We start from the raw sequence: 13,343 nt of genomic DNA, 5'->3' as shown, positions 1-13,343 counted from the left end.
GCTTCGTAATCTTGCCCTGGACAGCATAGCCTTCGATTCTTAATCCGGTCACAAGCAAAAAATAAAAGCCGTTTTAATACTAAAGACCGAGAGAATCAGAAAAAAAATTGGGATACCAAATCAGCATGAATAAAGAATTTAATTTTACGATTAAGAGCATTAGCCTCGACGAAAACTACCAGCCTGCAGACAGCACGCGTATCACTACCAACTTTGCTAACCTGGCTCGCGGTGACAGCCGTCAAGCGAACTTGCGCAATGCACTACAAATGATCGATAACAGTTTCAACGCGTTAGCGCACTGGGATAACCCTAAGGGCGACCGCTACTCTGTTGAGCTTGAAATCATTTCTGTTGATATGGATATTGAAAGCAACGGCGAAGCATTCCCTTCAATTGAAGTGCTGAAAACCAATATTGTAGACCGTAAAACTAACGAGCGTATTGAAGGCATTATCGGAAATAACTTCTCTTCTTATGTTCGAGATTATGACTTTAGCGTACGTCTATTGGATCATAATAAAGGCCAAGATAAATTCAGCATTCCAGAAGATTTTGGTGACTTACACGGTAAGCTTTTTAAATATTTCGTTAACTCTGACGCTTACAAAAAGAACTTTAATAAACGACCTGTTATTTGCTTAAGCGTGTCAGATAATAAAACCTATTACCGCACTGAAAACCAACACCCAGTATTAGGTTTTGAATACCAACCGAATGAGTCTTCTTTAACTGAGCAATATTTCAAGAAGATGGGCTTACAAGTTCGTTATTTCATGCCACCAAATAATGTTGCTCCTCTGGCTTTCTATTTCTTTGGTGATCTACTTAACGATTACTCCAACCTAGAACTTATCAGCACCATCAGCACTATGGGTACGTTCCAGAAAATCTACCGTCCTGAGATTTACAACGCGAACGCGGTTGCGGGCAACTGTTACCAACCAAACTTGAAAAACTTGGACCACTCGCTAACTCAAATCGTGTATGACCGAGAAGAGCGCAGCAAACTCGCAATAGAGCAAGGTAAGTTCGCTGAAGAAAATTTCATTAAGCCATACCAATCAGTTCTAGAGAACTGGTCTGCAAATTACGCACTTTAGTCCCACCTGAATTAGGCAGTATTAAATATGAAAACACTATTACCGACTTCAACAGCGGGCAGTTTGCCGAAACCGTCTTGGCTTGCACAACCAGAGACGCTTTGGTCGCCATGGAAACTGCAAGGCGATGAACTAACAGACGGCAAACAAGATGCGCTTCGTGTCTCTTTGCACGAGCAGCAACAAGCAGGTATTGATATTGTGAGTGACGGCGAACAAACACGTCAGCACTTTGTAACGACCTTCATCGAACACTTGAATGGCGTTGATTTTGAAAAGCGTGAAACCGTTAAAATCCGCGACCGTTACGATGCGAGTGTGCCTACAGTAGTTGGCCCAGTTTCTCGTCAGAAGTCCGTTTTTGTCGAAGATGCTAAATTTTTACGTCAACAAACGGACCAACCAATTAAATGGGCTCTGCCGGGGCCGATGACGATGATAGATACGCTTTACGATGAGCATTACAAAAGCCGTGAAAAGCTCGCGTGGGAATTTGCGAAGATCCTCAACGAAGAAGCGAAAGAGCTAGAAGCTGCAGGCGTTGATATTATTCAGTTCGATGAACCTGCGTTTAACGTATTTTTTGATGAAGTGAATGATTGGGGCATCGCTTGTTTAGAAAGAGCTATTGAAGGGCTTAAGTGCGAAACAGCAGTACATATTTGTTATGGCTACGGCATTAAAGCAAATACGGATTGGAAAAAGACATTAGGCACAGAGTGGCGCCAATACGAAGAGGTATTTCCTAAGCTGCAGCAATCGAATATCGATATTATCTCTTTAGAGTGTCACAACTCTCATGTGCCTCTTGAGCTACTTGAGCTGGTTCGAGGCAAGAAAGTAATGGTCGGTGCGATTGATGTGGCTACCGATTCCATTGAAACACCAGAAGAAGTAGCGAGCACTCTACGAGAAACACTTAAGTACGTTGATGCAGACAAGCTCTACCCTTGCACCAACTGCGGCATGGCTCCCCTACCTCGCGAGATAGCCTCAGCGAAGCTTAATGCGCTAAGTGCTGGCGCAGAGATCGTTCGTAAAGAGCTTTCAGCGTAACGCTTTCCTAAAGAACAAAAACTATGCCTTTAAGCCTAAGTATCATATTGATGCTTAGGCTTTTTGTTATGTGAGTTAATGAGCTTTACGCGCTGCTTACCAGGTTTTATCTAGGTCTTGAGCATATAAAGAGATCGCTCGTTGGTACTCTTTAATCGCATCGCTATTCGTCGTGGAAACTAAAAGCTCAAGTAACAGCGATGTCGCTTCTTTATGGCGACCTAGTTCGACACGCTAACATACGGCTCCATTCTTCTTTGCTCATAGCGCCTTTCGTGTATGAAAGCTTGATGAATGAGCCAATTTCAAACGGAAGAAAGCTACGCTGTAAAGTCACATCACAAGCAACGCCATTTAAACGTACATGACCGTTCGTGATTTCAAACGAGCTATCGCGAAGCTTCCACCACAACATTAGAATTTTTATTAATGGAGGAACACAAATTATCAGCCCTATGGTTAGCAGCGATGAACGATCACCATCTAATATCCAATAGGCAAGACCTAATGCAATAACAATAAACAGCAACTCTGAAAATAAGTACTTAACAAAATTTAGTTGGATACGGTTATCCATGACACTCTCTCAATGATGACCCTAAAGGCAGCTCCATTTCAACGAGCCCTTTCACTTCAGACAACTGAGTAAAACCTTTTGATTGATAAAGCTTAATGGCGTGGTTCTCACTGAACACGCGCAACACTAACTGAGCCGATGCTTGATTGTTCGCATGTTCAATAGCCAAATCGAGACACTTAGAGCCAAAACCTTGACCTTGACAGTCAGCTAATATCTGCAAATCCCTAAGAAACGTTGTACCACCGGCGTAACTGAAGCGGATAACACCAATACGGCTATCTCCCACATAAATTTCATAGTTATCCAGCTCATCCCAGCTGCGTAAAAACTGACTATGACCCCAAGCGATTCCACGAGCTTGATAGCAACTCGCCATATTCGTTTTGGTGATCGATTCAGCGAACTTAGGCTCTGAACCTTTGACCAACCTTACTTCCATATTGTGTCCTTTTTTTCCTAGGCTAAACATTGAGTAATATGTAATTAAAGCACCAAGAGTATTGCATCATGTTTGAGCCATTCTTATCACTCTGCTCCCTTGTTTAATGCCTTCTCTAACCACATTGAACTGATGTATTGGCCGTTTTTCTTCGCGTATTCATTGAGCACTCCTACTTCTCGAAATCCAAAACGTTTATGCAGTGCTATTGAAGCCTCATTAGGCAAAGCAACACCTGAGACTACGCGGTGAACATCATAATCACTAATCGATGCAAATAGCTGAGAATAAAGCTTAGAGCCTAAACCTTTACCTTGAGCTTCTGCCGCAAGATAAATAGTGACCTCTGCCGTATCTTCAAATGCCGACATAGCCCGGTATTGCTGAGAACACGCGAAGCCTAATACCACACCACCTTCTGTCGCGACATAGAGTTGATGTTTACTTTGGCTCGAAAATTGAGAAAACCACTGTTGGCGATTTTCCAACGACAACTTCTCTTCTTCAAAGCGCGCATTGGTATGTTCAATATAAAAGGTTGAAGATATCGGTGATGCCTGCAATATCAGGTAATGTCCCTACTCTGATTTCCATGTAATGTCCTTTTAGTTGTCTATTTTGAATGACTAATAAACAGGCATCAATAATGACTACAGAGCTGACTCTCGCAAGGAATACCATCACGATCACCATCTATTTTCACATTTGGACAGTTTGCCAAATAAAACTTTGCTTCATCACAAGATAGCATCTCACTACAATGCGTTTTACCTTGGCAACTAAACCCCATGTTCTCATATGCGGGATTTAACTTAGGCTCCAATACCAAAAGATACAAACCTGCGCAAATAAGACCGACGAAAAGTGCAGACAAAATAATTGAAAGAGGGTTAGATTTGGATGGTTCTATACCAACTAGTTGAGCACTCGAAGCGCTGAGTTTAGAGCCACTATTCGACAATTGAAATTCAACTTCATCCCCAACTTGAGGACGACGATAACCGTCCGTAAACTTCGATATATGAACAAAAACATCGCCCTCTAATTCATCTGAGTTGATGAAGCCGAAGCCTTTCTCATCAACCCAGCGAACAATTTTTCCATTCATAGCTATTCCTTCTTCAAACCGCTTTCAACTCTTGACTCATATCACCAACATTATGCAGATTACATTATGGCAGCTCAATAAAGGGCTTAGATTTAAGTAAAAGTATCTACCCCTTTAACGCATTGCGCCAATACTGAACGGTTTTCTCCGACACCGAGCCAGTCTCGGTCGCCGCTGATACTATGAAGTCACATAACCGAGCCGCAACCTCTTCATTACCCAACAAGTACAAACTGCGAATGGCTCGCGTTAACCTTAGCTGGTTATGGTCATGATTCTTTAACCATACGTGATTAGCCGGGCTAAGTGGTAACGATGAAGATATTTCACTCCCGTTTCGCTGCATACCCCAAAACTCAAGCATCAGGTCAAGCACTTGTAGATGAGCTGTGCGGAGCGCTTCTGAATTAGCAAAAAGCACCTTATCTTCTTGAGTAACCAACGGGGCATGTTGATTAAACTTAGTCCCCTCATCTATTGGGAAGAACACTTGAATGTACTTATGGTCATGCTCCAACCAAAAATGATTGTAAGCCAATAACTGTTCTATATTTCGACCAAATTTGTCCGGCGCTTCACCAGATATAAAGCGAGCAATCTCACTCATTTTAAAATCCTACTGACTATAAACCCCCACTTGTGGGCGAATGCATTATTACGCAGTAAGCCGTCAAAAGCCTAGTCCTTTACGTTGTAAGTACCGATTTGGCTTAGAACTCCACGTCCCACGCGTTAGGAATCACTTTTGAATAATTTCGACTTACTTTTCTAACAAACGACACGGGAACTCTGCGACACATTTTAGCTCTGCTGTATGTTCAGGGAATCGTTCCTGAAGAAAACACAATGCATCCGTTGGCGTTGGCGTAGCGTATGAGTTTTAGACTAAAGCCAGCAACCAGTGTGTTAATAACTGAGTACCAAAACCTGAACGACTAAAAGAGGTAGGTAAAATAAGCAGCGAAAGATTACATCTTTCAAAGAAAAACCCTTCAGAAAGCGTCCTTCGGTGCATAGAATTTCAAGCGACTTACACTAGTGAATAATGTAAGTCGCTAACATAAGAGGCTAACGCAAGCGTCTGAACACAACCTGCTGGTCGAGCTCATTCTGATAGTCCGTGTAATCAAGCCCTTGATCAAATATGTACTCAGTGACAAGAGTACGAATGCACTCAACCAATGTGCTTGCTTGCCAAGGCTTTTCAAAGTAACGGTCGATGCCTGCTGCATTAATCGCATTGATGGTATCAGTATGAGTGGCCTGCCCCGTAAGAAGAATTTTCTTGGTATTCGGAAAGCGACTGTCATGGAACACTTCAGTGAGTAACTCCACACCCGTTTTCCCTGGCATCACATGATCAGACACGATGACGGTAATGTGTTCGCCTTCTGCGTCAAGTTCATCAATGAGATCAAGCACTTCTTGCGCTGATTCACAATCTTCAATATTCAGCCAACTCGCCAGCGGCTCTAAATCTTGTACCACTGCGCTCAGTACTTCTCTCTGGTCATCGACACAGATTAAATTAAGCTTCTCCATGTTCACCCTCTACTGGTAACTTGATTCTAAATACAGTTTTAGAAGCATCACTTTTCACAATGATACTTCCGCCATAACCCGCCACAATCCGCTTAACTACTGATAAACCCAAGCCCAATCCAAACGATAAACCACCTTTTTTAGTGGTGAAGTTGGGCTGAAATATCTTTCTACGAGTCCCCTCGTCTATCTCAGGGCCGTTATTCGTAATCGTAACTAATATTCTTTTCTTACTTAATCTGGTTTGAATCTCTATTGCGGCATCGTCTGAATTCGACATTGCATCACAAGCATTCTTTACAATGTTGACCCAAATCTGAACGAGCTCTGTTTTCGAGCCTTTAAAAGACGGTAAATCCGCAGGGCTCAATCGCACAGACACTCTACGTAACTCACTTTGTAGCAACGATAAGGCATGGTTAATGGAGTCGTTAATATCAACCGCTTCTTCGGTGTCGATATCAACTCTGCCAAGTTGTTTAACCGATTTTACGATGCCGACGGTGTGTCTAGATGCCAAACGCAAATCATGTAAATCACAGCCCATCTGCCAAAAACGAATCGCTTCTTCTGGTTTTTTCAGCCAATGCTTTGAAATAACGTCTGTTGCAGATAAAGCATCAATTGGAATCGCCTTTGCAAGAGAGCGAGCAATGTTTTTGTCTAAACCATATTTTCTTTCAAATTGTCGCCCACGTGTTCGTGCTTCTGACGACGACGTTTTCTGACCATGCATTAACCCAAAATCGAAAAATTGACTGGCTTCTGGATGCACTTCTTCAAGCAGATCCATGATGACCGTTTCAAGTCGACCAGATTTACTATTTACGACACCAATAGCGTTGTTAAGCTCATGAGCAATCCCTGCAGCCAATTGACCCAAGGTCGTCATTTGCTCAGCAGTATGTAACTTCTCTAGCGCTTTTTGTTTCGCTATCGCTTCTTGTGTTGCGCGGCGTTGACGACGCGACAACTCATTGACAATTACAGGTGTGAACTGTGCGGTAAGAGGACCAAATTTACGTTCATCTTCTGCAGGCGTGTCTTTATCGATCCACGCTAACTCAACATCGGTTTTAGCAACAACCGTTGAAGATGCTGTCCAATTACCTGAAAAGAAGCTATGAACGCCTATAAAAGCCCCACTACCCGCGCTAAATACTCGCACTTGCGGTGTATTCGCATCGGTATAAAACCCTTCCAGTTCTCCACTAAACACATAGTATAAACGAGTGTTTAACGCTGATTGTTCAATAATGGTGTTACCGGCACAGCACGTCACCCGACGTTCTGTTTGGTTAAAATAGCGCTCGATAAGTGCTTCTAGCTTTTGTTGATACACGTATCGTTATCCTATGTGACCAATTGAATGTAGCACCCACACCATAACAAAACTCAGTAGCACACCAACCACACCCAAAATAATACCGATTCTGGCCATTTGATTACTTTGCACATGACCAGTGGCATGAGCCAACGCATTCGGTGGCGTACTGATTGGCAGCGACATACCTAATGAAGCGGCAAAAGTCACAACCAAAATTAACGTTAGCTCACCGCCTAGTGGCGTGAGTGAAGCCATAGACGAACCTAATGCCGCCATAATTGGCATTAACAAGTTAGCCGTTGCGGTATGAGACATAAAGTTTGCCATTACCAAACACAAGAACGCCGCTCCGAACAACACCACATAGGGTGAGTAGCTATCAAACGGAATACTGTGTACCACGAGCTTTGCTAAGCCAGTTTTATCGAGCGCTAAACCAAGCGCAATACCACCTGATACAAGCCACAATACGTCCCAAGAAATTTTCTTCAGGTCTTCTTTATTGATGATCCCTGTGAGTGAGAACACAGCGACAGGAATCAGAGCGACGGTGTAAGAGTTCATGCCATGGCTTGAACCCATTAACCAAAGAATGATGGTCAGCGCAAAAGTGACGTACACCGCAATGGCTTTAGGCGTTTTAAGGAATTTACCTTTGATGCTTAGCTCGATTTTCTTTTGGTCAGCTTTGTACATAAAGCCTATTAAAAACCACGCTAACGCCATCATAATCACAACAAACGGCACACCAAATGCCATCCATTCACCGAACGTAATGAGGTTATCGCCAACTAAATATTTAAGTGCGATAGCGTTCGGAGGGGTACCGATCGGAGTACCAATGCCACCGATGTTAGCGGCAACCGGGATACAAAGCGCAAACGCTACACGACCGGGGTCTTTCGGACCAAACACAGCCAGTACCGGCGTTAAAATAGAGAGCATCATTGCCGTTGTTGCCGTGTTAGACATAAACATCGAAAAGATACCAGTGATCAACATTAAGCCGAGCATCACAAACTTTGGGTCTTGTCCAAATGGCTTCAACAACACGCGAGCTAAGTTTACGTCTAATCGATATTTAGTGGCGGCCATTGCTAAGAAGAAACCACCCAAAAACAGCATGATGATTGGGCTAGCGAATGTCGCCATGATATCGCTGTATTTTAACAGCTCACCAAAATGTTCTTCCCCATGCTCAAACCTTAAAAAGATCAGCCCTTTATCCGACAACATCAATAATTGCAGAACGATAATAACAACAGACGTCGCGTAAATAGGGATAGGCTCGAACACCCAGCACAATGCCGCTAACAAAAAGATCGCAATAACGCGTTGTTGAATAATCGTAAGGCCTTCAAATGGAAACGCTGATAGCGGCATGACGAGGATAATGAAAGGAATTAAAATAGGGATAATGTATTTAATATAGGGGCGCATAGCACAAAAACTCTTCCTGAGATAACAACTACTTAGAAATTAGATTTACAGTTCTAATTTAGATCCGACAACGAATTATCGAACTCTCGCCACTATCTCACTCTCGGCTAGATCAATGATTATGTGATCACGATATCCCCTTTTTCGATTCTGTGCGCTACCTCTACGTTTGTATGCCATTTATTGTTGCAATTAAATTCAGGAGAGTGGTTTCTGCGTTTCTAGTCATAATCCGTTCCGGTTATTCTAGGTACTGTCAGAACAGATCAGTCGCTTAAGTCATGTCCATAAATTGAGGACCGCTTCTGAGTAACCTCTCAAATATATGAGTTAGACTTACTCGGATTGTGCGTGGTTTTGCATTTCCTTTTGCCGTAAGTTTATTTTCAAGCTCGCTTAGTAGAGCATGGAAGAAATAATAAAAAGATACCTATTCTCCCCCGAAAACAGTTCTACACAACACAACTTTCGACCGGCTAATAACATGACTATTGTTACATCTAAAAAACGTCCTACCGTTGGCATTGTGCTGCCTATGCTCAGTGGCTTCTACATGGGCGAGCTAAATGCAACCCTTAGAAGGCTTGCGAAAAACCATAAAGTCAATCTGATCTTCATCCGCTCGGGTGAGCGAAGAGATTTTAAACTTCCTATATATTTTAATCATCTCGATGCCCTTGTGGTCGTTCTCCATGCAGCGACAGTAAAGTTGATCGAAGAAGCTATAAACGCAAACATTCCAGTCATTTCTATTGGAGCAAGCTATGCGCCGCTGCCCGTTGAGCAGTATTATAGTGTGCAAAGCGATGGTGTCACTAAGCTCTATGAATGGTTACAAAGTCAAGGACACGAAGAAATCGGCTTTTGTGGCGATCTCACTGTTAATGATATCAGGTCTCGCTTCAAAGCGTATCAACGTACGGTGATTGAGCATAAAGGCTCATTCAACCAACGCCATTTCTTCCGCGTGTCGAATTGTTCTCTATCTGGGGGACGAGAAGCCGCAATAGAATTTATACAGCGTAAATCCAAATGCACTGCGGTTATCTGCGCAACTGACCACAATGCTGTAGGTATGATGGAGCAACTGTCTCACAGCAATATCTCGGTACCTGACGATGTCGCCATCGTAGGCATTGATAATATTTTCGTCGGTCAACAATTCAATCCCAAGTTAACAACAGTAGACCAACAGCTTGAGCTTCTAGCGACGCAAGTATTTCACCGCGTGTTGGAACGTATTTCTGGGAAGCCTTTTAATAATGCCAATAATAGTGTCCCGCAAAAGCTCATCGTTCATCAGTCTTGCGGTAACACAAACCCAGATCTCGAACATAAAGAAGATATCAACTCAACTCGCCAAATCCTCTTAAATGTGCAAGGGCGTTCTCCCGCTGAGATATTCGAAAATTTCTATTCACAAGCACAAGGAGGTTTTGACTCAATTAGAGATGCTCAAAGCCTTTACGGAAACAATCTTGACTGGGCCTGTCTCGCTGAGTGTAATTCGGAGCAATACACTATTAGGAAATGGGTAGAAAAAGGCATGACTCAGCCAACTACCCTACCGCAACAAACAGATATTCAAGACGATATTCGCAATTTCCCATTTTTCGAACGCTATGATCATTTCGTTGCTTCCATTCTTCCTATCAACTCAGGGCAAGAAGATCACTGGAAGCTCGTCGCTGTTGTTGATTCATTGCAAGATCACCAAGATATCGGTACACAATCGGTATTCAACAATTATTTAGATATGCTCGCACTGTTCATCGAGCGCGACGAGCTTATCAATACAAGTAACAATCGTCAGAAGAACTCCCAACAGTTGTTGCAACAGCTCAAAGTAGTATCTAACAGCTCAAACGATGGTATCTGGGATTGGGACTTACTAACCAATACTCTTGTCTGGAACAGTCGGTTAACCAAAATGATTGGCTGTCAAGATACCTTTTCTGATCGTAAGTTAGGATGTGACCATCTGTTCCAATATATACACTCAGAAGACTTAGAACTTCTCGAGTCCGCCATTCATAACCACTTAAACGAAGAAGTACCGTTCAAATGTGAATTCAGGATGAAGACGCAACATCGCGGATATATCTGGGTTCATGCCAATGGCTCAGCGGTTCATAATGCAGAAGGGCAGGCTGTGCGCTTCATTGGCTCAATGACGGATGTAACTCAAGAGCGAGAAGATGCGGAAAAGATTCAACACATGGCGTATTATGATGCGCTTACTGGCATCGCTAATCGCCGGAAAATAATGGAAAGCATCGCGCAACACATTGTGAATCGACCTAACCAAAAACGCGCGGTCATGTTGATGGATCTTAACCGTTTTAAGATTATCAACGACTCTTTTGGTCATCACGTCGGTGATGCACTTCTTTGCCACGTGACCAAACATATTCAGAACGTGCTATCAAGTGAACACCTTGTCGCACGTTTGGGAGGTGACGAATTCTTGTTTTTGTGTAATGTCAGTTCCGAAGCAGACATCAACGCACTCGCCACGCAGATTTTAAATGCCGTTCAAAACCCATTGATCGTTGATGATATTGAGATTATCAGCCAAGGAAGCCTAGGCATCGCTATGTATCCTTATGATGGAGTAAGTGCCGAAGAATTAATTAAGCAGGCCGACATTGCCATGTATCAAGCTAAAAAGCTGGGAGGACAAAGCTATCTCAACTTTCAAAGGTCAATGGCAAAAGAGACGGAAAACATAATCGAAATAGAGCACCAACTCAGTCGTGCCATCGCTCAACAAGAAATAAAGGTGCACTACCAACCTCAATATTGTGGGCAAGATGAAAAGATTACTGCTGTTGAAGCACTAGCAAGATGGGAATCTCCAACATTGGGGGATGTCCCTCCTGACCAGTTTATCGAGGTTGCTGAATCAGCTGGCCTAATCAGCAAGCTTGGTGAATGTATCATTCATCGAGTTTGTAAGGATGTTGAAGGATCTGAATGGCTACAAACCATGAGCCATATTTCCATTAATATCAGTGCAAAACAGCTGATACAGCCTCACTTCGCTCAAGAAATCATTCGAACTATTCGCCAATACCAGCTTCCTTTGACGTTATTCTGTATTGAGATAACCGAGTCAGCAGCAATTGTCGATTACGAGTTATGCATAAACTCACTTAAAGAACTACACGATGTAGGAATTTCTATCTCTCTTGACGATTTTGGCACGGGATTCTCTTCTCTATCTCTACTAAAGCAACTTCCACTAAGTGAAGTAAAGATCGACCGTTCATTTATCTCTGACATAACTCAAGGGCAGACCAACTTAGACTTCGTCAACACTATGATCATGATGGGTAAAAGCTTGGGCTATCGTGTTGTAGCTGAAGGGGTGGAAACTGCTGATCATAACCAACGCCTAAACGGACTGGGGATAGATCTGCTGCAAGGTTATTACTTCAGTAAACCTCGACCATTAAGTGAACTGGAATCAGAAGTGGCTATCAAATTGACTAGAGCTTAACCGTGGCACAACGGCATTATTTAAAAGTAATGCCATTCTTATTCACGCTTTGCGTTAACTTTACTGCCTATTGGCAGGTTAACGGAATAAAAATGAGCGTAAACAGTAGATGACATAAAGGTCGTTTAGAACCACAGATAGACCTCGTTGAGATGCCTTATCTGGACTACGACAAACAGACGTACTACCCCAATCAGACAGTTATCTTCTGGCCTCGCTACCGCTGGGGCGCAGGCGGGAATGCTGTCGCATCGTTTGCACCAGTCACGATTTCGCCAACAGAGTAAGTCGTTTCTTATTGAGTTAGGGCTTAATTGCTAGGCCCTAACCCTTCATTATTGAAGCTAAGTAAAACACAAGAGGCCTACTCAGAACCTAATTACAGGGAGTAATCAAACACGATAATGTCGTCTAGCAACGGACGAAACACATCTTTCAGCGCATCATGCTCTGGGTGCGGAAGGTAATTCTGACGGCCTTGTTCATCGGCGAATGTCATTAACACTGAGTGGGTATAACCTTGATTCTTGTTTTCAGGGCTGTCATTTAATCCCCATTCTACTGAAGTGACCCCTTCAACCTTGTTTGGCATCGCTTCAAACAGCATCTTTAGTTTTTGAACCTCTGAAGCCTCAGCGTTTTCTTTAAACTTAATCAGTAGAATATGACGAATCATTCCCGTTTCTTTTTGAGTCATTCCTTGTCCTTTCGAGTCGTTCGCTTACTGGTTTGTAATGCTTAACCAACACCTAATAGCGATCTAAATTTGAGAACAACAAAATGCCACACGTTACACAACATGCCAAGGCTAGATCGCTAGAGTTTATAAAATACTCCACAACCCAATAACGAAAAATGCTGCACCCGAGGGCGCAGCATTTCTCATGACAATGGTAAGCACATCTTTAACGTTAATCACGACGACCTGTAAGCTGGATCGTTTGGTCTTGATCTACGTTCTTTTGGAATTGGATTCCGCCGTTAGACGCTTCATTTCTTCCTTCCAGTGTTAAGTCAGATTCAACACGCTCAGCCTTTACTTGATTACCTTCGCTTCTTGTCATGTCGATAGTCCCTGTATACTTACCGTCGGCAGCAAAAGCCGTGTTCATTGAAAGAGCCATTAAGCCTAGTGCGATTAACTTTTTCATACATCACCTCATATTATTTTTAATTATTTGTTCGTTTGGTATCTGTGTTTTTGTTGGAGTAACTTTAACAATCGAACGGCTTTGTTGCGTAATTC

At 42.8% G+C, this 13,343-nt stretch carries 12 protein-coding genes and 2 pseudogenes; 4 read left to right on the top strand and 10 right to left on the bottom strand.

From position 1 onward, the window contains the following. Positions 1-125 precede the first annotated feature (125 nt). Both AB4209_RS19055 and AB4209_RS19050 read left to right on the top strand, forming a co-directional pair. A complete protein-coding gene (locus tag AB4209_RS19055) occupies positions 126-1,103 on the top strand; it encodes a DUF1852 domain-containing protein (RefSeq protein ID WP_372056922.1) in 978 nt (325 codons plus the stop codon). Between the two features lie 27 nt (positions 1,104-1,130). Continuing rightward, positions 1,131-2,159 (top strand): methionine synthase, encoded by a 1,029-nt coding sequence (locus tag AB4209_RS19050; protein ID WP_372056920.1) that lies wholly within the window; start codon positions 1,131-1,133, stop codon positions 2,157-2,159. 211 nt (positions 2,160-2,370) lie between these two features. Here AB4209_RS19050 and AB4209_RS19045 read toward each other — a convergent pair whose 3' ends face one another. The 8 genes and pseudogenes from AB4209_RS19045 to AB4209_RS19010 all read right to left on the bottom strand — a co-directional run bounded on the left by AB4209_RS19045 (position 2,371) and on the right by AB4209_RS19010 (position 8,595). Beyond that, a complete protein-coding gene (locus AB4209_RS19045; RefSeq protein WP_372056918.1) occupies positions 2,371-2,736 on the bottom strand; it encodes a hypothetical protein in 366 nt (121 codons plus the stop codon). Next, positions 2,729-3,178, bottom strand: coding sequence for a GNAT family N-acetyltransferase (locus tag AB4209_RS19040; protein WP_372056916.1), 450 nt, complete (start codon positions 3,176-3,178; stop codon positions 2,729-2,731). Before AB4209_RS19040 ends, AB4209_RS19045 begins: the two co-directional genes overlap by 8 nt. Before the next feature lie 86 nt (positions 3,179-3,264). Next, positions 3,265-3,772, bottom strand: a pseudogene (locus AB4209_RS19035) (N-acetyltransferase family protein). Positions 3,773-3,818: 46 nt separating this feature from the next. Then, positions 3,819-4,286: a cold shock domain-containing protein gene (locus tag AB4209_RS19030; RefSeq protein WP_372056914.1), complete on the bottom strand. Its 468-nt coding sequence runs from the start codon at positions 4,284-4,286 to the stop codon at positions 3,819-3,821. Positions 4,287-4,392: 106 nt separating this feature from the next. Further along, entirely contained in the window at positions 4,393-4,893 is a 501-nt protein-coding gene (locus AB4209_RS19025; RefSeq protein ID WP_372056912.1) for an opioid growth factor receptor-related protein, read from the bottom strand. A 461-nt stretch (positions 4,894-5,354) separates the two neighbouring features. Next, the gene (locus AB4209_RS19020; protein WP_102326563.1) at positions 5,355-5,828 is read right to left on the bottom strand and encodes a response regulator; all 474 of its coding nucleotides are present in this window, start codon (positions 5,826-5,828) and stop codon (positions 5,355-5,357) included. Then, positions 5,815-7,170: an ATP-binding protein gene (locus AB4209_RS19015; protein WP_136973883.1), complete on the bottom strand. Its 1,356-nt coding sequence runs from the start codon at positions 7,168-7,170 to the stop codon at positions 5,815-5,817. The genes AB4209_RS19020 and AB4209_RS19015 overlap by 14 nt, the downstream gene beginning before the upstream one ends. Before the next feature lie 6 nt (positions 7,171-7,176). Continuing rightward, positions 7,177-8,595, bottom strand: coding sequence for a DASS family sodium-coupled anion symporter (locus tag AB4209_RS19010; RefSeq protein ID WP_102332139.1), 1,419 nt, complete (start codon positions 8,593-8,595; stop codon positions 7,177-7,179). 484 nt (positions 8,596-9,079) lie between these two features. Between AB4209_RS19010 and AB4209_RS19005 the strand changes: the two genes are divergently transcribed. Together AB4209_RS19005 and AB4209_RS19000 are read left to right on the top strand one after the other, a co-directional pair. Continuing rightward, positions 9,080-12,097 (top strand): EAL domain-containing protein, encoded by a 3,018-nt coding sequence (locus AB4209_RS19005; protein WP_136973882.1) that lies wholly within the window; start codon positions 9,080-9,082, stop codon positions 12,095-12,097. A 122-nt stretch (positions 12,098-12,219) separates the two neighbouring features. Continuing rightward, positions 12,220-12,330, top strand: a pseudogene (locus AB4209_RS19000) (DUF3103 family protein); the annotation flags it as partial. Between the two features lie 146 nt (positions 12,331-12,476). Here AB4209_RS19000 and AB4209_RS18995 read toward each other — a convergent pair. Together AB4209_RS18995 and AB4209_RS18990 are read right to left on the bottom strand one after the other, a co-directional pair. Next, entirely contained in the window at positions 12,477-12,794 is a 318-nt protein-coding gene (locus tag AB4209_RS18995; protein ID WP_136973881.1) for a Dabb family protein, read from the bottom strand. Between the two features lie 214 nt (positions 12,795-13,008). After that, positions 13,009-13,248: a hypothetical protein gene (locus AB4209_RS18990; protein ID WP_136973880.1), complete on the bottom strand. Its 240-nt coding sequence runs from the start codon at positions 13,246-13,248 to the stop codon at positions 13,009-13,011. Between the last annotated feature and the right edge of the window lie 95 nt (positions 13,249-13,343).

The organism is Vibrio sp. 10N.286.48.C11, assembly GCF_041469805.1.
In the GTDB taxonomy this organism is placed as follows: Bacteria; Pseudomonadota; Gammaproteobacteria; order Enterobacterales; family Vibrionaceae; genus Vibrio; species Vibrio crassostreae_C.
The sequence above is the reverse complement of the archived record's forward strand: the minus strand, read 5'-3'. Positions and strand labels throughout refer to the sequence as shown.